General features: G+C 53.3%; 22 protein-coding genes. 2 read left to right on the forward strand and 20 right to left on the reverse strand.

Annotated features, from left to right (window positions below):
- Window positions 1-20: 20 nt before the first annotated feature.
- From E0E37_RS03400 to E0E37_RS03450, 11 genes are all read right to left on the reverse strand, one after another.
- The gene (locus E0E37_RS03400) at window positions 21-254 is read right to left on the reverse strand and encodes a hypothetical protein (protein ID WP_130861567.1); all 234 of its coding nucleotides are present in this window, start codon (window positions 252-254) and stop codon (window positions 21-23) included.
- A 361-nt stretch (window positions 255-615) separates the two neighbouring features.
- Entirely contained in the window at window positions 616-1,398 is a 783-nt protein-coding gene (locus tag E0E37_RS03405; protein ID WP_130861568.1) for an IclR family transcriptional regulator, read from the reverse strand.
- Window positions 1,399-1,416: 18 nt separating this feature from the next.
- Window positions 1,417-2,343, reverse strand: coding sequence for an ABC transporter permease (locus tag E0E37_RS03410; RefSeq protein ID WP_130861569.1), 927 nt, complete (start codon window positions 2,341-2,343; stop codon window positions 1,417-1,419).
- 3 nt (window positions 2,344-2,346) lie between these two features.
- Window positions 2,347-3,432, reverse strand: coding sequence for an ABC transporter permease (locus E0E37_RS03415; RefSeq protein ID WP_165445181.1), 1,086 nt, complete (start codon window positions 3,430-3,432; stop codon window positions 2,347-2,349).
- On the reverse strand, window positions 3,432-4,982 hold the full coding sequence (locus E0E37_RS03420; protein WP_246019624.1) for an ABC transporter ATP-binding protein: 1,551 nt from the start codon (window positions 4,980-4,982) through the stop codon (window positions 3,432-3,434). The genes E0E37_RS03415 and E0E37_RS03420 overlap by 1 nt, the downstream gene beginning before the upstream one ends.
- 221 nt (window positions 4,983-5,203) lie before the next feature.
- On the reverse strand, window positions 5,204-6,328 hold the full coding sequence (locus E0E37_RS03425) for a BMP family ABC transporter substrate-binding protein (RefSeq protein ID WP_165445182.1): 1,125 nt from the start codon (window positions 6,326-6,328) through the stop codon (window positions 5,204-5,206).
- Between the two features lie 92 nt (window positions 6,329-6,420).
- Window positions 6,421-6,993 carry a xanthine phosphoribosyltransferase gene (locus E0E37_RS03430; protein ID WP_130861571.1) on the reverse strand — a complete coding sequence of 191 codons (573 nt, stop codon included), beginning with the start codon at window positions 6,991-6,993 and terminating at the stop codon, window positions 6,421-6,423.
- A 483-nt stretch (window positions 6,994-7,476) separates the two neighbouring features.
- On the reverse strand, window positions 7,477-8,709 hold the full coding sequence (locus E0E37_RS03435; protein ID WP_207302913.1) for an FAD-dependent oxidoreductase: 1,233 nt from the start codon (window positions 8,707-8,709) through the stop codon (window positions 7,477-7,479).
- A 26-nt stretch (window positions 8,710-8,735) separates the two neighbouring features.
- A complete protein-coding gene (locus E0E37_RS03440) occupies window positions 8,736-9,284 on the reverse strand; it encodes a YeeE/YedE thiosulfate transporter family protein (protein WP_130861573.1) in 549 nt (182 codons plus the stop codon).
- 33 nt (window positions 9,285-9,317) lie between these two features.
- Window positions 9,318-9,545, reverse strand: a complete 228-nt coding sequence (locus tag E0E37_RS03445) for a sulfurtransferase TusA family protein (RefSeq protein WP_130861574.1) — start codon at window positions 9,543-9,545, stop codon at window positions 9,318-9,320.
- Between the two features lie 65 nt (window positions 9,546-9,610).
- Window positions 9,611-10,294, reverse strand: a complete 684-nt coding sequence (locus tag E0E37_RS03450) for a YeeE/YedE thiosulfate transporter family protein (protein WP_130861575.1) — start codon at window positions 10,292-10,294, stop codon at window positions 9,611-9,613.
- A gap of 238 nt (window positions 10,295-10,532) precedes the next feature.
- On the opposite strand from E0E37_RS03450, the gene E0E37_RS03455 reads away from it, so the two are divergent.
- Window positions 10,533-11,432: a LysR family transcriptional regulator gene (locus tag E0E37_RS03455; protein WP_130861576.1), complete on the forward strand. Its 900-nt coding sequence runs from the start codon at window positions 10,533-10,535 to the stop codon at window positions 11,430-11,432.
- Here E0E37_RS03455 and E0E37_RS03460 read toward each other — a convergent pair.
- Both E0E37_RS03460 and E0E37_RS03465 read right to left on the reverse strand, forming a co-directional pair.
- Window positions 11,422-11,637, reverse strand: coding sequence for a sulfurtransferase TusA family protein (locus tag E0E37_RS03460; RefSeq protein WP_130861577.1), 216 nt, complete (start codon window positions 11,635-11,637; stop codon window positions 11,422-11,424). The two genes, E0E37_RS03455 and E0E37_RS03460, sit on opposite strands and share 11 nt — an antisense overlap.
- 364 nt (window positions 11,638-12,001) lie before the next feature.
- Window positions 12,002-13,441: a carbon starvation CstA family protein gene (locus E0E37_RS03465; protein ID WP_130861578.1), complete on the reverse strand. Its 1,440-nt coding sequence runs from the start codon at window positions 13,439-13,441 to the stop codon at window positions 12,002-12,004.
- Window positions 13,442-13,919: 478 nt separating this feature from the next.
- Between E0E37_RS03465 and E0E37_RS03470 the strand changes: the two genes are divergently transcribed.
- Window positions 13,920-15,188, forward strand: coding sequence for an argininosuccinate synthase (locus E0E37_RS03470; RefSeq protein ID WP_207302914.1), 1,269 nt, complete (start codon window positions 13,920-13,922; stop codon window positions 15,186-15,188).
- A gap of 118 nt (window positions 15,189-15,306) precedes the next feature.
- Here E0E37_RS03470 and E0E37_RS03475 read toward each other — a convergent pair whose 3' ends face one another.
- From E0E37_RS03475 to E0E37_RS03505, 7 genes are all read right to left on the reverse strand, one after another.
- Entirely contained in the window at window positions 15,307-15,891 is a 585-nt protein-coding gene (locus tag E0E37_RS03475; RefSeq protein ID WP_130861579.1) for a cytidylate kinase-like family protein, read from the reverse strand.
- Window positions 15,888-17,504, reverse strand: a complete 1,617-nt coding sequence (locus tag E0E37_RS03480) for an MATE family efflux transporter (RefSeq protein WP_330548532.1) — start codon at window positions 17,502-17,504, stop codon at window positions 15,888-15,890. The genes E0E37_RS03475 and E0E37_RS03480 overlap by 4 nt, the downstream gene beginning before the upstream one ends.
- A gap of 352 nt (window positions 17,505-17,856) precedes the next feature.
- Window positions 17,857-18,315, reverse strand: coding sequence for a GNAT family N-acetyltransferase (locus E0E37_RS03485; protein WP_130861580.1), 459 nt, complete (start codon window positions 18,313-18,315; stop codon window positions 17,857-17,859).
- Window positions 18,316-18,481: 166 nt separating this feature from the next.
- Window positions 18,482-18,748: a hypothetical protein gene (locus E0E37_RS03490; protein ID WP_130861581.1), complete on the reverse strand. Its 267-nt coding sequence runs from the start codon at window positions 18,746-18,748 to the stop codon at window positions 18,482-18,484.
- A gap of 327 nt (window positions 18,749-19,075) precedes the next feature.
- Complete coding sequence (locus tag E0E37_RS03495; RefSeq protein ID WP_130861582.1) at window positions 19,076-19,966, reverse strand: tyrosine-type recombinase/integrase; 891 nt, start codon at window positions 19,964-19,966, stop codon at window positions 19,076-19,078.
- A 322-nt stretch (window positions 19,967-20,288) separates the two neighbouring features.
- Window positions 20,289-20,654, reverse strand: coding sequence for a LytTR family DNA-binding domain-containing protein (locus tag E0E37_RS03500; RefSeq protein WP_130861583.1), 366 nt, complete (start codon window positions 20,652-20,654; stop codon window positions 20,289-20,291).
- Window positions 20,588-21,181 carry a LytR/AlgR family response regulator transcription factor gene (locus E0E37_RS03505; RefSeq protein ID WP_130861584.1) on the reverse strand — a complete coding sequence of 198 codons (594 nt, stop codon included), beginning with the start codon at window positions 21,179-21,181 and terminating at the stop codon, window positions 20,588-20,590. Before E0E37_RS03505 ends, E0E37_RS03500 begins: the two co-directional genes overlap by 67 nt.
- Window positions 21,182-21,192: the final 11 nt, after the last annotated feature.

A 21,192-nucleotide genomic window follows, 5' to 3' on the forward strand; every position in this document is an offset into this window, starting at 1 on the left:
GATGATCAATGACGGGCTTCCTACTGGCTTCCTACTGGCTTCCTACTGGCTGCCGCCCGGCACAGCACATTCGCCGGCCGCCTGATCCCCTCTGTGATCTCCTGAGGGGCCACCGCCGTGAAATTCAGTCCGGCGGCGTCCCTGCTCTCGCATCCCGCAAAGAAGGAGGCTCCCGGTATGTAAGCCGCTCCCTCCTCCAGGGCCTGGGACAGCAGCTCTCCAGCGTTGACCAACTCCAGTATCTCGATCCACAAAATATCCCGCTGTCCGGAATCTAATTCCGAAAATTTAAATCCAAACAATTCCGCACACCGGAATTACATTCCGATAATCAATCATAGCACAGACAATCATCTTTTTCAAGTAAGCAAAGTGAATTTATTTAATTTTCAGTCAATTTGTTTGTCGAGTGTTTCCTGGATCGGCCGGCGGTCTTGCTGATCTCTCCCGCAATAAAAAAGTCTCCTTCAGAGCCCTTCGGCCCTGAGGCTCGCCTTCACAATGCAGACTTTTTAGGTATTCCGTCAATGTCGCCAGACAAGAGCGATATTTCCTGCATAATGAAAAACGGACCGGCTGACCGCCGGTCCGTCTTCTATACTGTTTGCCTCCGCGTTATGCTCCCAGCAGGGAAGCGGCTATCTCATCCGCGGTTTTTTTCAGGCTTTCGATCAGGTTTTCAACGCCTGCGGACAGGATCCTGCTTTTCAGACCGCTTATGCTCAGCGCCGCAACAGCGCCGCCCCTCCGATCAGGTATGGGACAGGCCACACAGAAAAGTCCCAGTTCCCGTTCTTCTTCATCCAGCGCATATCCCTGTTCCCTGATCCGCGCCAGATTTTCCATCAGCTCGTCCGCGTCCTTCAGGGTATTCTTTGTGTACGCTGCAAATTCTTGAGCCCGGATCCTGCAGGTCAGGTCTTCTTCCGAAAACGCCAGCAGCACCTTGCCCACTCCCGAACAGTAGCAGGGCGTAGACTCGCCCAGAATCTGACTGGAGCCCAGGACACGCTTCGCAACGCTTTCCTGATACAATAGAATACAGTTCAGCTTTTCCTTTTCACTGTGATCCATAATGGAGAGATTGACGGTCTCGTTACACTCCTTCGCCAGCCGGACCATAAAAGGCTTCGCCACATCCAGCCAGGAAAACGCATGCTTGGCCACCATGCCAATGTGATAAAGCTTGATGCTGAGTCCGTATTTACTGTTGTCGGGATTCTGATACACAAACCCCTTTTTTATGAGAGTGGCCATGGTTCTGTGGATCGTACTTTGATACACCCCTGTTGCCTTGGCGATCTCCAGCACGCCCATCTCGCATTCTTCTTTGGAAAGCAGAATCAGTATATCAAGCGCTCTCTCAATTGAGTGGATCGTTTCTGAACCTTTCTCCATCGGCTCCTCCCATATTTCCTATCGGTCTTCCCTGAAGTAAGAATTGCCCAGGTCCCCGGGGGGCTGGCTCTCCTTGCTTTTTTTGCGGGTGCTTATGATAACGATGAGGATGGTCGCCACGTAAGGGATCATGTCCACCAAATACTGGGAAACGTTGAAGCCCATGGCCTGCAGCCGCAGGCCCAGAATAGACAGGCCGCCGAACAGCACCGCTCCGAAAAAGGCCTTCACCGGATTCCAGGAGGCGAAAATGACCAGCGCCACGGCGATCCAGCCTCTGCCCGAAACAACGTCGGACTGCCAGATCGGCACACGGACCAGCGAGAGATACGCCCCTCCCAGACCGCACAGCGCTCCTCCCACCAGAATATGCACATACTTGTACAGGTTGATATTGATGCCGGAAGCGTCCGCCGCCGCCGTATTCTCGCCCACGGCCCGCAGGTTCAGCCCCATGCGCGTCTTATAAATGTAGACCGCCGCCAGGATAAAAACCAGATATCCAAAGTACACGAACACGTCCTGTTTAAAAAAGATGGGGCCGATCACCGGTATCGAGGACAGCCCCGGAATGGGCGTTTTGGCAAAGAAGGCGATGACCTCCTGCGGCGCCATATTGCCCAGCATGGGCTGACCGACGAAGCTGGCGAATCCGGTTCCGAATATGGTCAGCGTCAGTCCGGTGACCACCTGATTGGCCCGCAGGCTCACGGTGAGCACCGCATAGATCAGCGCTCCCGCCGTGCCCGCCAGCACGGCGCACAGTACGGCGATCCACGGATTCGCCGTGCTGAGGGCTCCCACGAAACCCATGACGGCTCCCATGAGCATCATGCCCTCCACGCCCAGATTCATACAGCCGGCGCGCTCCGTAATGATCTCTCCGACGGTGGCAAACAACAGCGGCGTTCCCGCTACGATACAAGCTGCCAGAAAGGATTCCACTTGTTATGCCACCTCCTTTTTCGCCTGCGCCGCTCTGCGGGCCAGGCTGACCCTGTACTGCAGGAAAAATTCACTTCCCAGAACGAAAAACAACACGGTTCCCTGAACCACGGAAGCCACGGCGCTTGGCACGCCCAGCGCGATCTGGATATAAGCGCCGCCCTGAGTCAGCATGGCAAAGGCGATGCAGACGAAGAGACAGGCCACCGCGTTCAGCCTGGAGAGCCATGCGGTAATGATGGCCGTAAAGCCGTAGTTGTTGGCGATGGGCGCCACCAGAGTCTTCTCGATGCCGGCGGCCTGGATCATGCCCACCACGCCGCACATGCCGCCGGAAATGAACATGGCCGTCACGATGATCTGGCTGATATTCATGCCCGCGTACCGGGCGGTCTCCAGGGACTCGCCCACCACGGTGATCTCGTACCCTTTTTTCGTATAGTTGATAAACAGGTAGACAAACGCCACGCAGATGATGGCGATGATCCATCCGATATGCACGCCGAACAGCGACGGAAGCAGAGCGTTATCCGGGTAATAGGCGATCCTCGGAAATCCGCCGGAATTGGGATCTTTCCAGGGACCGTACTGCAGATACGTCACGAATTTGATGGCAATATAGTTCAGCATCAGGGTAAATATGGTCTCGTTGGTCCCCATCTTCGCTTTGAATATGGCCGGAATAAAGGCCCAGACGCCGCCGAACAGCATGGAGGCCAGCAGCATCAGCAGCAGTTTCAGCGGCGCCGGCACCGACTCTGGGAGAAACAGCGCGATCACTGTAGCGCCCAGCGCGCCCATGGTGATCTGTCCCTCCGCTCCGATGTTCCAGAACTTCATCTTAAACGCCACGATTATGCCCAGCGAAGTGATCGTCAGCGGCACAGCCGTCAGGATCGTCTGTCTGATCCTTGTGGGCGTGCCCACCGCGCCCTCGATTATGGAGCGGAAGATCTCAGCCGGATTGAGTCCAAACATCATGATGATGACGCCTGAAAACAGGATGGAAAGCAGTATGGCCAGGATCCGGATCACGATCTCCTTCTTTTTCGGAAGGTCGTCCCGCTTGGAAATTCGTATCAAGTTCATCAGGCTTCACCTCCCTCTCCCGGAAATTTATTCCCATCGCCGCTCTCCTGTCTCTGGCCGGTCATGAGAAGGCCGATATCCTCCTTCGTCACTTTGGACGGGTCCACGATACCGGTCACCTCGCCGTGGCAGAGTACCAGGATCCGATCGCAGAGATCCATGAGCACGTCCAGATCCTCTCCCACGAAGAGGACCCCCACGCCTTTGGCCTTCTGCTCGTTGAGCAGATCGTAGATCTTGTAGGACGCGCCGATGTCCAGACCACGCACCGCATAGGCGGTGATGAGCACTTTGGGCGCCGAATCGATCTCCCGGCCCAGAAGGACCTTCTGGATGTTTCCGCCGGACAGCCGTTTGACCGGCGTATAGATACTGGGAGTCTGAATGTCCAGCTCCTTCACGATCTTTCTGGCCTGCGCCACACAGGGCCCCCGCCGCAGCGCGATCCCCGGCTGGTTCTGATAATCCTTGAGGATCATATTGTGGACGATGTCCATGGACCCCACCAGTCCCATTCCCAGACGGTCCTCCGGGATGAAACCCATGCGGATGCCCAGTTTGATGATATCCCTTGGCGTCTTGTCCACGATATTGCCGCCTTCGAAGTAGATCCTGCCCTTGTCCGCCCGGGCCAGCCCGGCGATGCACTCGCACAGCTCCTTCTGCCCGCTGTTGGCCACTCCCGCCACGCCGAGGATCTCATGTCCCCGCAGCGTAAAGCTCACGTTGGACAGCGCGTCCTTGCCTTCGCTGTTTTTTACCGTGACCTCGTCCAGCTCCAGCAGAGGCTTTCTCTCCTCAAAGGTCTTCTTCTGGATGGACAGCTCCACCTTTTTTCCTACCATCATCTCGATGAGAGACGAAACGCCTACGTCTTTCGTAACGACCGTCTCCACGGACTGCCCTTTTCGCAGTACCGTGACCCGGTCGGAAATTTCCATAACCTCGTTGAGCTTGTGGGTGATGATCACCACCGCGCAGCCCTGCTCCTTCATATTGCGGATGACCCGGAAGAGCTTCCTGATCTCCTGGGGAGTCAGCACAGCCGTGGGCTCGTCCAGAATCAGAATCTCCGCGCCCCGGAACAATACTTTTATGATCTCCAATGTCTGCTTCTCGCCCACAGACATATCGTAAACCTTTTTATCCGGGTCAATATCCAGCCCGTACTGGTCGGAGAGCGCCTTCACCTTTTTGGACAGCGCTTTCCCCTGCAGGAAAAATTCGGCCGGCTGGCCGATAATGATATTTTCTTTCGCCGTCATCACATCCACCAGTTTGAAATGCTGATGGATCATGCCGATGCCCTTGCGGATCGAGTCCTTCGGCGACGTGAACGCCACCTGTTCTCCGCTGATGGCGATGGTCCCGCTGTCCGGCGTGTAGATGCCCGACAGCATATTCATGAGCGTGGACTTCCCAGCGCCGTTCTCGCCCAGCAGCGCGTGAACTTCGCCCTTTTCCACTGTCAGATTGACGTTGTCGTTGGCCTTGAGCGCACCGAAGGTCTTGGTTATTCCCTTCATTTCAATTGCAATTTTCTGCTGCACTGTGGTCCTCCAAAAACACGGAATAACCACTGTACTGCCAGTGGTTATAGCTCCGAAAACACTTCGAAAAAATTCGCCTGTCTGCCTTTTAAAAGATCACCGGCGGCTTCAGACGCTTCAACTCTGTCTGAAGCCGCCGGTCTGCTGTCTCAGTTCCGTCCCCGGTCCGCAGCAGCATGTGCAGAAGCGGTCCGGCGGATCAGTTTTTTGGCTCCGAACGCTTACAGATCAGATCCGGTAGCGCCCTTGACCAGCGGCAGAGAAGCGGGCCAGCTTGCAACGCTGTCGTAGACCGCAGTCTCGCCTTCGTTCAGCCATACGGTACCGTCGCTGAACGTGATCGGACCAGTGAAGGGTACCAGCTCGCCGGAAGCGATCTTTTCCTTCGCCGCATTGACTTCATCCTTCACCTCGGCCGGGATCAGATCGGACAGGTTGCCCAGATCCACATAACCGTCCGCCATGGTTCCATAGTAAACGGAATTGTCCCAGGTTCCGTCCATGATCGCCTGGATGGTGGGGATCAGATATTTTTCGTGGTGCCATACGGGAGCTGTCAGATAAGCGTCCGCAGCAACCGGATTGTCATAGTTGTAGCCGATGGCATACGCGCCCACTTCCTGCGCCGCCAGCTGCGGTGCGGTGGAGTCGCAGTGCTGCGCGATCACGTCGCAGCCCTGAGTCAGCAGCTGCTCTGCCGCTGCCTTCTCCAACTCGGGATCGCCCCAGGAGTTGATGTAGACTACCTTGACCTGAACGTCCGGGTTCACAGCCTGTGCGCCCAGCGTGAAAGCGTTGATCCCCATGTTTACTTCCGTGTAAGGATAGGCGCCCACATAGCCCAGCTGATTGGTCTTGGTCATCCTGCCGGCCACCATTCCGGACAGGTATCTGGCCTGTTCGATGGAACCGAAGAAGTTGGTGAAATTGCTGTCGTTCTTCTGCTCTCCGGAGAAGTGCAGGAAGTACTTGTCCGGATTTGCCTCAGCCATTTCAGCCAAAGCGTCCTTGAAGCCGTAGGAGCAGCCGATGATCACGTCGCAGTTCTGATCCATCAGGTTGGTTCCCGCGTTCAGCGCAGCCTGCTTGTCCGTGTCCGCCACGTTCTCCACGTAAGCGACTTCGACCTTGCCGCCGAAGTTCTCCACCATCTTGTTCATGGCCTCGAAGTGCGCCTGAGTGTAACCGCCGTCGTTCTTCGCACCGATGAAAATGAAGCCTACCTTCAGTTCCGCCGCCGCTGCGTCGCCGCCGTCGTCTGTTCCGCCTCCGTTGCTGTCGCCGCCGCAGGCTGCGAAGCTGAAGACCATGACCAGCGCGAGCAGGATAGCCAATACTTTTTTCATTTGTTTTACTCCTCCTCTTAAAACTGCAATTGTTTTATTCCGAGCCTGCATGGCCCCCTGGCAGGCCGGCGCTGCCGCCGGTTCCCTGGGGATCACGCAAACTCTATGTTACCGTCCTTGATGGACTTTATAACCGCAAGTGATTCCACGCGGACGCCCGCCTCTGTGAGCTTTTTTCCGCCTCCCTGAAATTGCTTTTCGATAACGGCTCCCACTCCGACCAGCTGCGCGCCGGCCTGCTTCACCAGGCTGGCCAGCCCAAAGGCCGCCTCCCCGTGAGCCAGGAAATCGTCCACGATCAGGACTCGATCCTCAGGACTCAGATACTTTTTTGAGATGCGCGCCACCGAGACCGTTCCCTTTGTGAAAGACTTGACCTCCGCCCCGTAAAACTCCTCCGTCATGGTGCTGGGCGCCGCTTTTTTTGCGAAGACCACAGGCACGTTGCCAAAGTGGACCGCCGCAAAACATGCGATGGGAATTCCGGACGCTTCGATGGTAAGGATCTTCGTCACGCCGCAGTTTGCGAATATCCGCGCAAACTCCGCGCCGATCTGGGAGAGCAGGACCACGTCGATCTGATGGTTCAAAAAGGAATCTACCTTGAGTATTTCCGTTCCGATCGCCACTCCGTCTTTTATGATTCTTTCCTTTAATATTTCCATTGATACAGTCCTTTTTATATGTAATTAGAAATAATTGCAAACCTGCATCCGTACAGGATGGGGCCGTTCAGGCAAAACCTCGCCGCCCGCCGCTTCTGCGCCGGCTGACGGCGGACATTTCAAAAACAGGAAAACGCGCAGCCCGGTCGTCCCTGTAGTAAGCGCGTTACTTTTATTATAAATTAAGGCACATGCAGCGTAAAGTATTTTTCATCAAAATGTCACAGAAATCACATAAAAAAAGCAAACGACCCCTAATAGGCGAACGATCATCATTTTTTCACACGTATTCGTCCGTTATTTTCAAAATCCAGTTCGGACTGGTTCGTCATCCACCCAGAGGTGTAAACGTCTCCCGAAAACGTACCTATAAATTTGTTCAATAAAAAAGAAGCATGTGTAAAACGGATCCGTTTCCCCATGCTTCTTTTATTCTTATCAGCCACCGGCGGCTGCAGGCGAGAGCCGGGCGTTCTCCCCTCTCTACCCCAGTTTTGCAGCCAATTTTTCCAGATCGGCCTCATTGATATCCTTCTCCAGAACCGCAACCACCTGATTGTTGTTGATCAGCACCGCGGATGGGAAAACGGACACGTTCAACTTGTCGGCGATCCCTGTGGATTTGTAAACGTCAACTCTGGAGACAGGGATCTCTCCCTTGTGCTTTTCTTCAAACTGCTCGATCAGCGGAAGCAGCTCTCTTCCCGCCGGATCAATGGCATTATAGATGTACACAAAGGACGGACCGCCTTCATTGAGGATCTGACGACTGTAGACCTCGCCCTCCGCTATGTATTTCTCCGCGGCGTAGCCTGCCACCGCGCCGTCGCCCACAGCTGTGGCGACCTGCTTCAAAAACTTATCTCTCACGTCTCCCACGGCGAAAATACCGGGGATATTCGTCTCCATTTTCTCGTTTGTGAGCAGATAGCCGCCTCTGTTCATATCCAGCATGTCGCGGAACAGCTCTGTGTTGGGCAGGTAACCGATGAAGAGGAAGCAGCTGTCCACCGTGTACGGCGTCAATTCTTCCGTCTTTACATTTTTCAGCACTACCCGCTCCAGCCGGCCCTCGCCTTCGAAGCTGTCCACCACCGTGTTCCATGCAAACTCCATCTTCGGGTTTGCCAGAGCCTCCGCCTTGGCGATTTCGTTGCAGTCCATCTTGCCGTCCTCGTGCATGACGGATACGATCACCTTGCTGGCAAACTTCGTGAGGAACATTCCCTCCTCGATGGCCGCGTCGCCGCTGCCGATCACCATGACCGTCTTGTCGGTATTGGCCGCCGCGTCGCAGGTGGCGCAGAAGGAAATGCCCTTGTCATACAGGAAATCCGCTTCATTCTTCGCGCCGGTGAGACGGGGCTTTCCGCCGCTGGCCACGATGACCGCCTTGGCCACATAGCGGTTACGGAAGGTTTCCACGATCTTTTCCTCGCCGGAAAAGTCCACGCTTCTCACATCGGTGAGTTTAAACTCAACGCCGAATTTTTTCGCCTGTTTGTGGAAAAGATCCATCAGGCCCAGTCCGGAAGATCCCTCCGGGAACCCGGGATAATTTTCAATTTCATTGGTGTAGGTCGCAAGTCCGCCTACCAGGGCTTTCTCGATCAGAAGCGTCTTCAGCCTGGCGCGTCCGCAGTAAATGCCCGCCGTAAGGCCGGCGGCTCCCCCGCCGATAATAACTACGTCATAACGTTCCGTTTTCTTTTCCAAAGTTTTCCCCTCCATTCAGTTCCCGGCTACATAAAGTATTTAGCCAGAAGTTTACTGCCGATAAACGCTCCTGCCATAAGAAAGATCGCAAACACCCATCCGGACAGGGACATAGAGCTGATGGCTGTAAACAAAGCTCCAATATTGCAGCCGTGAGCCATTCTGGCCCCATAACCCATGAGCAGACCGCCCAGTATGGCGGCCACCACCTGACGGACGGCCTTTATTTTCTTGATCTTAAACTGGGATGCGTATAAGGTGCAGACCAGCGCTCCTAAAATAATGCCCACATTTCGTATCGATCCGCCATCCATCCAAAACCCATTTGCCAGGGTCTGCTGTGCCTTCTCGCTTGCAAAATAGCTCCACGAGCTCACATCTCCTCCAAAGGACTGGTAGATCCAGGCTCCCCAGTTGGCTAACGCGCTGGAGACCCCCCACCCGCTCTCAAACAGGCCGAAGTGGGCGATATTGAACAGCGCCAGCAGCACCGCTCCGCCGACATATGTAAGGGGTTCTTTCATCAGTCTTTTATAAATGGGCTGATTCCCCAATTTTTTAAAAAATTCGTTCAAGCGATTCACCTGCTTCCTGGATTTGATGAAAGATCAGTTTGTCTTTTCAATGATGACTTCCCACTCGCCGTCGTCCACTTCCTCGATCTCCACATTGTGGCCCCGGGTCCTGGCCCATTCCGGCACGTTTTTCATAGCGCAGCTGTGGTCGATGGAGACCAGCAGCACGTCTCCCACTTTCAACTCATTCATCTTCTTCTCGCACTTCATCAAAGGAACCGGACAAGCCTCACCCATGCAATCCAATGTAAATTCTGCCATTTTCATAACCTCCTGATTATCTACTTTTTTACTCACCACAATTTGTTCTTTTCACTAACTTTCACTTACTCCATACTTCCCATTTTCTTTTCCTGCCACTTCAGAGCCGCGATGTAGAGAAGTACGATGATTCCTGCCTGGACCACCACGCCTCCAAACCACCCGAATATGTCGGGAAGAAAAATTTTCGGCGCATTTTCGTTGAATCGATTCCAGAATGTCATATCGTGCGCTCCCCACAGCGATCCGATAACGAAGAACGCAAGGGACAATACCTGCATGGTGAATCCTTCACCGACACGCATCAGCGTGCCCGAGGCACAGCCGCCGGAAATGACCATTCCAATACCGAATAAAACGCCGCCCAGCATGAGCGGAAGACCGATGGGAGCGACCCCTTCCATGGCAAGAGTCTGATCCGCGCCGCTCAATACGCTGTTATACTTGATCGCCGTAAACCCGATGGCCGCCAGCCCAAAGGCGATGAGCGCCGCTCTGGTAAGCGAGGTGCTTCCCGTGATCCACGGGTCGCGCAGCGCCGCCGTAAAACAGAATCGGGAACGCTGAAGGACATAGCCAAAGGCCACGCCGAAGATCAGATACGCTGGAAGCTTGGCTCCCAATGAGCTGAGATAAAGTCCCAATCCGAGAATCAGAATTGTGACAAGTATCGCATAGGGGATCTGACTTTTCTTCGGTTTCCTAGGAGCTCTGGCACGTCCCGAGAGGGAACTGTTGTTGTTTTCCATTGCTTTCACCTTTTAATCGTTAAATATTTATCAGCTGATTGATATCAGTATATCACGCATTCCACACGAATAGTTAATGCATTTTTTAATTGACATATAAGGATGCCTTATGGCATACTTTCTTCATAAAAGTCCCCTGCTCCGGAGGAAAACGCGCCCGTGGCGGTTTTCGCCCGCTCATAAAAGCTATCCCGTCAGATCGGTGAGCGAAAAAGGAACGTGAAAGGAAGAATGAGCGATGAACATTGAAGTATTAAGATCATTCCTTGCTGTCATGAACGAAAAGAGTATTTCCAAAGCCGCTGTGACGCTGAACATCTCACAGTCCGCTCTGAGCCAGCAGATCAAAACCATGGAGCGGGATCTGGGTCTGCCCCTTCTGACCCGCAGCAACGCAGGGGTCACCCCCACCGCATCCGGCCAGATAGTGAGCCAGTACGCCCAGGTCCTCACCGACACCTATTCAAACATGCTGGACGATCTGGAGATGATGTCCAGCACACACAAAAAACTCAGAGTCTGCGCTTCTCCGAATATTTATACATATGCTCTGCCCTGCACTATTTTTCATCTCAAAGAAAAATATCCAGATTTTGTGCTGACCATGGAGCAGGCTCCCAGCCTTCACTCGGAAAGCCTTGTTTTAAACGATAAAGCGGATATCGGCTTCATCTACGGCAGACCCCAGTCGAAAAAACTGCGCTATCGGAAGATATACTGCGACGAAATGTGCCTGGTGGCGTCTTATAAGGCGAAATTGCCGGAACTCCTCACGTTCCAGCATCTGTACCGTCAGCCGCTGCTGACCTTTTCTGCCGGCTACCGGACCCGGGAGCTTCTGGATCAATATCTGTCCGATATCGGAGTGGACCTGTCCAGGCTGAACATTCTTTACGAAATGGATTCAGCCGAATCCCTCAAGATGTCCGCGGGAAACGGCTACGGACTGGCCTTCATTCCCTATATGGCAATTAAAAAAGAGCTGTACAACAAACAGCTCAAAATTGTAAAACTGGAACATTTTCAAATGATCAATGAATATTATGCGATCCGCCGAAAGAACCCGGACCAGTACACTTCGCTGCAGGAAAAGCTGATGAACTACCTGGAGCGGATTCTGCAGGATACTATTTGCTGACGGTAATTTCCCACACGCCGTTTATCACCTCGTCGGCTGTATACGTCAGATGATTCCGTCCACAGAAATCCCTTACCGCCGCAACGGTACAGCTGTGATCCGTGACCAGAACCATGGGCTCGCCCCCGAGGATCTTCGGCACGGCCTTTTGCAGACGCATGATGGGAATAGGGCAGAATTCACCCAGGCAGTCAATTTTCTCCATGAAAACCTCCAATATTCGATATTAATTTAACAACGCCGTCCCATTCATTGTTAAAAAATCAGGAAACCATGCTGATGCTGATATGCGTATCATAATATATAACATATTGACTGTCAATACTTTCTCTGGCTGGATTTTGATGGGCGCGGAGCGCTGGAGCCGCCGGCGCGGCTGCACACAGCGGTGTTTACCGGCACGCCGGCGGCGGTCTGGATCAGGCGTTTTTTTCTCAGTTTATCAAGTCTTTTTTAGCAAAACAAAGAGCCTGCTGAAACAGCAGGCTCTTTGTCGCATACACTCATAATAAATATAGTCTTACTCGTATTAAGGAGTCCTCTCTATCTCTGACAGCCGCCGGACCGGTCTATTTGGCTGCCGCAGGAGAAGCGATGGTATCCTGGCCGTTCTTCCGGATCTTCCAGATAAAGAGTCCGAAGCAGGCCGCGGCGAAGATGATGCCCACAGGATAGGCGATATTGGTGCCGATCCAGGCGCCGAAGCCCTCGGGAGCCATCAGGATATAGGTCATGCTCACCGCCGACATAAAGGTCGCCGGCACGGAGGCAAACCAGTGGGGACAGTGATTTTTGTGAAGATACACTGCGCCGGCCCACAGAGCGATCATAGCCAGCGTCTGGTTGCTCCAGGAGAAATATCTCCAGACAATATTGAAGTCGATCTGAGAAAGCAGCGCGCCGATCGCCAGAAGGGGAACGGTGAGCCCCAGTCTCTTCTTGATGTTTTTCTGATCGACTTTGAACCAGTCAGCCAGGGTCAGCCGGGCGCTTCGGAACGCCGTGTCGCCTGAGGAGATAGGACATGCGATTACGCCGATCATGGCGAGAACCGCGCCGACAGGCCCCAGCAGGTTCTGACAGATATCATATACAACGCCGCCCTGTCCGCCGAACTGGGTCAGAGCCGCCTGCAGTCCGCCGGTGGTCTCGTAGAACGCTACTCCGGCAGCCGCCCATACCAGCGCGATCACGCCTTCCGACACCATGGCCCCGTAAAATATCTTTCTGCCGTACTTTTCGCTGGGCAGGCAGCGGGCCATCATGGGAGACTGTGTGGCGTGGAAACCCGAGATCGCTCCGCAGGCCACGGTGATAAACATCAGCGGCCAGATGGGGGAACCGTCCGGGTGCATATTTTCGAATGTGAGTTCGGGAATCGTGTAGCCCTGGATGATGATCCCGGCGCCCACGCCTACCGCCATGATGATCAGGCAGATACCGAAGAACGGATATACCTTTCCGATCAGCTTATCGATAGGAACCAGCGTAGCCAGGAAATAGTAGGTCAGAATGATTCCCAGCCAGACAGCGCCGTTCATCCAGCTGGGCGTCAGCATAGCCGGAAGTCCCGCCGGTCCCGTGGCGAACACCGTTCCGACCAGAACCAGCAGCACCACGGAAAACACGCGCATGACCTGCTTCATCACAGGTCCCAGGTAGATGCCCACGATCTCAGAGATACTGGCGCCGCCATGTCTCTCGGAGATCATACCGGACAGATAATCGTGGACTGCGCCCGCGAAAATAGTACCGAAAACGATCCACAGAAACACGGTGGGGCCCCACAGGGCTCCCAGGATGGCTCCATAGATCGGTCCCAGCCCGGCGATATTCAGCAGCTGGATCAAAAAGATCTTCGCCGGCTTCATCTCAACATAATCCACGCCGTCAGCCATGGCGATGGCCGGCGTCTCTCTGTCGTCGGGCTTAAACATCTTTTCGACGATCCGGCCATACACCAGATAGCCTACGATCAATAAAATAAGTGCGCAAAAGAAAGTAATCATAATATTCCCTCCTTCAAGGTCTATCTTGCTTTCTCCCCCGTAATCTTTCCCCTTCCACGGGTCCCTTTTGAACTCCCCTCTTTTTTACATGTTTATCATACCACTGTCAAACTCTATGTCACCACCATCCAGACAAACTGTCGTTTTCACCGCATGAATGGTCCTTTTTTCTACATAAAACGCCTTATTTCATCAAAATTCCTCAAAATGCGCACAAAACGAACTGAATCTGTACACAGATCGTTCATATTATCGCATATTTTTAAAGGAATGTCATCACCGTTGCCGATATCAACTCCCGGCCGGGCCGGCCCCCTCCGGCAGTCTATTATTTTTATAAATATTTTTGAATAAAAATTCATTTTTGGGTTGCATTTGAGTTTTTATGCGCGTATAATGGGTTTCATTGAATAATTAGTCATCAAACACCTTTAAAACGGCGATGAACGTGAATAAAAAATACAGGAGGACTGGTATCATGGCAAAAGAAAAGATCGTACTGGCATATTCGGGCGGATTGGACACATCCGTTATCGTGACCTGGCTGAAGGAGCACTATGACTGCGAAGTTATTACAGTCTGCTGCAACGCCGGGCAAAACGAGGATTTCGACGCGATCGAAAAGAAGGCTTACGCCACAGGCGCATCCAAAGCATACATATTGGATATTCAGGAGGAATTTATTACCGATTTTATCTGGCCCACTCTGAAAACAGGGGCGGTCTACGAAAACGACTACCTTCTCGGCACATCCATGGCCAGACCGCTCATGGCAAAAAAGCTGGTAGAAGTAGCTGAAAAAGAAGGCGCCTACATCATTGCTCACGGCTGCACAGGCAAGGGGAACGATCAGGTGCGTTTCGAGACGACCATCAAGGCGCTGAATCCCGCGATCAAGATCATCGCCCCCTGGCGCGTCTGGGATCTGCAGTCCAGAGAAGACTGTATCGCCTACGCGAAAGCCCACGATATCCCCATCGCGCAGACCACTGAGAAGATCTACAGCCGCGACGAAAACATCTGGCACATCAGCCATGAGGGCGGCAATCTGGAAAATCCCTGGAATATGCACAAGGACGATATCCACGTACTGTCCTGTACGCCGGAACAGGCTCCGGACACCCCGGCTTATGTGGAGATCGGATTCGAAAAAGGCGTACCTGTTTCCCTCGACGGAAAAGACATGGGCCCGGTAGAGCTTCTCACCGCACTGAACAAGCTGGGCAGTGAAAACGGAGTCGGCACCATCGATATCATCGAAAATCGTCTGGTAGGCATGAAATCCAGAGGCGTGTATGAGACGCCGGGAGGCACGATCCTTTTCAAGGCTCATGCCGACCTGGAAAAACTCATACTCGACAGAGATACCATGCAGTACAAAAATATCGTCGCTCTGAAGTATGCGCAGCTGGTGTACGACGGACTCTGGTATACGCCTATCCGCGAAGCCATCGACGCCTTCGCGGACTGCACCCAGAAGGAAGTGACCGGCGTGGTGAAAATGAAGCTGTACAAGGGCAGCGCCATTCCCGTGGCCAGCAGATCCGAGAACGCCCTCTACAGCGAGGAATTCGCCACCTTCAGCAAAGACGAGGTCTACAATCAGAGCGATGCCGAAGGCTTCATCAATCTCTTCTCCCTGCCGCTGAAGATCCGCGCCATTCAGAAGCAGAACAAAGAAGGCCTTCCTCAGGAACACGAATCTCTGGAGAGAAAAGTCATCCGGGGCGGCGAGTTCATTCAGTGACGGAATCAGATCTGAAAACGAAAAAAGGACTGCTGCAGATCATAAAAATCCGCAGCAGTCCTTCTGTTTGTTCGGCCGTAGTTTCTTCGGCCGCCGCTTGTTCGGTTCGGCCAGGTGTTCAATACAGACTTGTTATCAACTCCGCGCATTTCTCGATCCCCAGTGCGCCGCTGTCCAATGCTATGTGATAATTCCGGGCCTCCCCCCACTTCATATCTGTATAGAATTGATAGTAGGCCGCCCGCCGCCGGTCCTTGTCCCTCACCCTCTTCTCCGGCAGTTCCCCAGTCTCGCCGTAAACCTTGACTATCCTCTCCGCCCGCTTTGCCGGGTCAGCGTGAATGAATACCCTGAGACAATCCGCCTCTTCACCCAGAATGTAATCGGCACAGCGGCCCACTATAACGCAGGATTCCTCCTGCGCCAGTTTTAAAATGACCTTTCGTTGAACGATCCACAGATAGTCCTGATTCGAGAAGCCCCCCAGCGAACCCTCGGAAAAAGCGTTTGCGATCCAATTTCCATGTCTGGTGCATTCGCTCTGTTCCGCCACATAGTCCTCTGTAAAACCACTCTGCCCGGCAATTTCCCTGATCAGTTCCTGATCGTAACAAGGAACGCCAAGCTTTTGCGCCGCGATCTTTCCGACGGTTCTGCCTCCGCTTCCAAATTCACGGCTGATGGTGATAATTCTGTTCTTCATAAAGACACGCTCCCTTCTGACGTTCTCACTTCTGCCTCTTTCTTCCGGTCGGCCTGCTTTGAATCACAAGTTTCCTTCTGCTTGATTCCTGTATCTTGGCATTCTACTGCTCCGATTCCTGCTGCTCCCCGCCGCCTATATTCAACATTTCCTCTCCCCTCTGGCGCTCCGCCGGGCCTACCGCCGGACGAAACGGGATCAACCGGGCTGTGATCGGGCTGCGCTCTCCCCAGTTCTCTATACGTCAGGCATATGGCCACCGCCGAGATGAGGAAAGTCAGAGCATCTGAAATGGGCATGGAGTACAGTACGCCGTCCAGGCCAAAAAATATTGGCAGCAGCAGAGCGAAACCCACTCCGAACACCACTTCCCGCACCATGGACAGCAGCGTGGAAGCCAGAGCCTTTCCCAACGCCTGCATATAGATGAACGCCGCTTTGTTCACGCATGCCAGTATCAGCATGCAAAGGTAAATGCGGAACGCTTTAACGGCAAAGTCCGTATAATAGACACTTTCGTTGGCCGCTCCAAAAATAGCGATAAGCTGGTTCGGAAATAATTCAACGATAAGAAGACCCGCCGCACCCACCGCCGCCTCTGCGACCAGCAGCAGCGTAAACAGATTTCTGGCGCGATCTCTGCGGCCGGCGCCAATATTGTATCCCACCACAGGGATGCAGCCTGCAGCCATGCCCACCACTACAGAAATCACGATCTGGAAAAATTTCATGACGATACCAACCACAGCCATGGGGATCTGGGCATATTCTGCCTGCCCGAAGACCGCGTCCATAGCGCCATATTTCCGGATCATGTTGTTGATAGCCGCCATGGCTGCAACCAGAGAAATCTGTGACAGAAAACTGCAGATACCCAGCGGCAGGAATTTTGCCATCATCCCGCCGTACAGCCGAAAGCTGCGCCGTTCCAGGCGTACGGCCTTCATGTGACAGAGGTACCAGACCGCCAGAACGGCCGTGAGCAATTGACCAAGAACCGTGGCCACGGCGGCGCCCATCATTCCCCAGCGGCACACGAAAATAAAAACCGGATCCAGAATGATGTTGACCACCGCGCCGGCAAGAGTGGAGACCATAGCAAAACCCGGGCTGCCGTCTGAGCGTATGATCGGATTCATAGCCTGCCCAAACATATAAAACGGAATTCCCACTGAAATATAGGTAAAGTATTCTTTTGAATACCGAAAAGTCTCTGTGTTTACTCTGCCTCCGAACAGCGTCAGGAGCTGATCCCGAAAGGCAAAAAACACGGCGGCGAGGACCAGACCGGCCATCACGCACAGAAGGATCGAACACCCAATGCTTTTACCGGCGCTCTCTTTATTTCCCGCCCCCAGACTGATGCTCACGAAAGCGCAGCATCCGTCGCCTATCATGACGGCTATCGCCAGCGCGGTCACCGTCAGCGGAAAAACAACAGTGTTTGCGGCGTTTCCAAAGGACCCCAGATAATCGGCATTGGCGATAAAAATCTGATCTACAATATTGTAAAATGCAGCTACCAGCAGCGATATAATACACGGCACCGCATACCTTTGCATCAGCCTGCCTATTTTCTCCGTTTCCAGAAACGAATTGGACTTTTCTTCCATAAATTGACCTCCTCCATCGAATTATGATCACTCAGCGATCTTTTTCCATTAAAAAACGCGCGGCAGACAAGCTGGATTTACGCCTCAGGCCACACGCTTCGTTGCCCTGGTTCCAAACGCCCCAGGGCCATCCATGAAATGAAATATCTGTGATCTTGCCGCTTCGACTTCGCTGATCCCGCTCCTTTCCTCCCTCAGCGGCCGGGACCGGGCCGCGTGTCAGCAATCATGGCAACTTTCAAAAACAAAAACAGCGAATAGCCGACAACTGGATTTACGCAGTCAAGCCACTCGCTGTAATAATAATTATAACAAAATTTCTGGATTCTGCAAAGCATTTTTGCAGCGTTTCCTACCGCTGCATTCTCTTTTCCATTACATAATTGGTCAGCCGGACGCCTTTGCGCTCCACCTGCTGTTCCTTTAATGTTACGTAGCCCCGATTCTCAAAAAAAGGCTTTGCGGTGATCGATGCGTGTACTGTGATCCGGTCTGCACAGACCGACCGTTCCAGTTCCTCACAGATCGCAGAAGCGATTCCCTTTCCCTGGTGATCTTTGTGGACGTAAAGCCGGTCCAGATAACCTGCAGGATCCATATCTCCAAAGCCTGTGATCCCGCCGTCTTCCACGGCTACCACCGTATTGTGCTCCAGAAACGACCGGTTCCAGCTCTCCGGATCCCATGTTCCATCCGACCACGCGTCCAGCTGCCGCTGGCTGTAATCCCTGGCATTCACGCTGTGCACCGTATCGTGATACAGTCTGAACAATGCTTCGCAGTCCTGCGGGCCGTACTTTCTGATCCTCATGATCTCTTTACCTGCACCTTTCTGAGATACACCTTCGGCATTCGGCAAAAGCATGGGCGCTCTTGTCTGCAGAAGATATGCCTATTGTAGCAAAAAGTACAGCCGGCTTCAACAGCCGCCCGATCCCCCGATTCCTTTCACTGCTCCCACTCACTGTTTCCGCACCTCACCAGAACTCTCTAACAAAATCGCAGAGACAGGCCAGCGCGTCTTCTTTTTTCTGAAACTCCACCTTCCGGCCGCAAAGATAATGCACTGTATCATTCCAGTCTTCTATGGTATATTCTTCAGGCACGATCTGCTCTAATATGAGCAGAAATCGCTTTTCCCTCATTTTTTGCCGCAGATCAGACAAATAAATGCAGCCTGTTATACCGGCCAGCTCGTCCAGCAGACAGTGCTTCACTGCGACCTTCCCCTTTTCTGCTCCCATTCAGGCCTCCGCTTCTGTCGCGCTAACAACATAATACTCATTATGTTGTAACAAAGAATTACATAAAAATTACATCCGTCATAATTATACCATAACCGACAGTAGAATCAAGAGAATTAACACACGCATACAGACAGCGTAAAGATCATGTTTCCCGGCCGCCGGCCTGCCGGAGGGGACGAAGGGCGTTCACAGGCCCCAATAACCCGCTGCAGGCTGGAAAATAGCGGCTGCGGGCTGCCATTTTATTTTAATCGTCATTGTAGAAAGCAGGAAAGTCCCAGTGCCGACAACATAATGAGTATTATGTTGTATTTTTCTTTACCTTCACAGAACAGACGCTTGATCAGCGTACTGCGGCCAGCCGTCCTCACCCTGCCGTACCAGCCCCATCTGTGACAGCGCGCTGCGGTGTTCGTCGCCGCTTGTCGCCGTATAGATCCTCGTAGTTTCAATACTGCTGTGGCCCAGCACATCGGCCAGACCGGCGATGTCTTTTTTCAGTCTGTAAAAGGTCACCGCAAATAGGTGCCGCAGATTGTGCGGAAACACCTTCTCCGGCTCCACCTCCGCCTGACTGCAGAGCTTTTTCATTTCTGTCCATATATTGCTCCGGTCCACCGGCTTTCCCGTCTTTGTCACAAACACACATCCGGAACGGATCCCCGCCTCCGCGCAGTAGCGCAGCAGGAGCCTCTGCAGTTCCTTCGATATGATCACCACTCGTTTCTTTCCTTTGCAGGAAACCTGCGCCCGGCCGGACTTCACAGCCTCCACTGTGACGAAACTCAGTTCACTGATGCGGATCCCCGTTGCGCAGATGGTCTGCATTATGGCGCATAGCCGCTGATTCTGCTTTTTCTCAGCCGTTTCGATCAGTCGAAAATACTCCGCCTTTGTCAGCTCCCGCTCCCCTGTGCAAAACCGGCGCTGCATCTTAAGCGTCTTGACGCGGCATTCCTGCATTTCCAGAAAAGAGAGAAAGCCGTTGACTGCGATCAGCATGGAATTCACGCTGTTCACTGCGTAGCGTTGTTCCAGGTGGGCCTTAAAGTCCAGCACGCTTTCTTTATCTGCTTTTTTTGTTTCCCCCAGAAATTCGTAAAACGCTCTCACATCGTGCATATATTTACGCAGTGTGGCGCCGCTCCGCTCTTCTTCGATCAGATAGTCCCGGTAACGGTCCAGATCTGAAATCGTTATTGTTCGCTGTTTCATCTTCATGTCTCCTGTTATTTAATCTCTGTTGTTAGTATTTCCCCTCCATTCCGAACAATGCGAACCTGATGTAATGTAGCTGTAAAATCATGCATTTTTCATGATCCCCGGGCTGCCGCCCGCCTTGATCCTTCACCACCTCCTTTCGACGAATATCGTGTTTCCGAATTCATAACTTCTCTCTGAAAGGGTTTATTCCCATCCGGTAATATTTCCAGCACAATAAGAAAAGACTGTTCTGGACAAGAACAGTCTCCCCGGTCTATCTGATTTTCACCGTATGTTCAGATCGCGGCCGGCGGCCGCGGGCCCACGCCGCTCCCTAGATCCGGAATATCTCTTTCAGCCTTCTGATCTGGGTCCTGCCCACCGGCAGCGGCGTCTTCTCATAGCCCTTCATCTTCACGCAATAATTTTTCGCGTAGAGCATGGCGATCTCTGACACGAATTCCAGATTGATGATAAAACTCCGGTGCACCCGCATAAAACGTCCGCCTGCCAGACGATTTTCCAGTTCCGTCAGCGTCACGGGCGTCACATACTGTACGCCGCCGCGGCAGCAGATCCTGCAGCTGCGCTGGACGCTCTCCGCGAAAACGATATCCCTGGGATCGACCAGCGTCACTTTCCGGTCGTGATGGATCGCGATCTTTCCCGTATCCGGCTCTCTGACTCGGACCCCATCCATCCTCCCAGCTTCCCATCCGGTTTTCGCGCCATTGCACGTTCTCGCCCCGGGGCCTGCAGGCCCGGCAGCCCCGGCAGGCCCCGCGGCTCCAGCAGACCCGGCCCCGCGGCCCCCGCCATCGATCCCGATGACCGGCCCGCTTCCTCCATCTTTTCCAGCCGAGCGAGATTCCTCATCTGAACCGCTTTTTTCAGCGCTTTTTCCACCCTGGCCTTATTGAAAGGTTTCATAATATAATCTACGGCGTTCAGCTCAAAGGCCTGGGGGCCGTACTCGCCGTAAGCGGTCACAAATACCACCGAGGCTTCCGGCGCCGTCTTCTGCAGCATCAGCGCCAATACAGTGCCCTTCATATCTCCCAGGTTGATGTCGAGAAAAAAAATATCAAACGGTTTGGAATTGGCCAGCTCCACTGCGGTAAACCCGCTGTCCGCCTCCTCGATCTCGGCGTCCGGGGCCAGATCCTTCAGATAATAGATCAGATCCTTCCGTATGAGCCGTTCGTCGTCCACCACCGCAATTCTCATTCAGCAGACCT

This window comes from Bacilliculturomica massiliensis, from assembly GCF_900605495.1.
Taxonomy (GTDB): Bacteria; Bacillota; Clostridia; order Peptostreptococcales; family Anaerovoracaceae; genus Bacilliculturomica; species Bacilliculturomica massiliensis.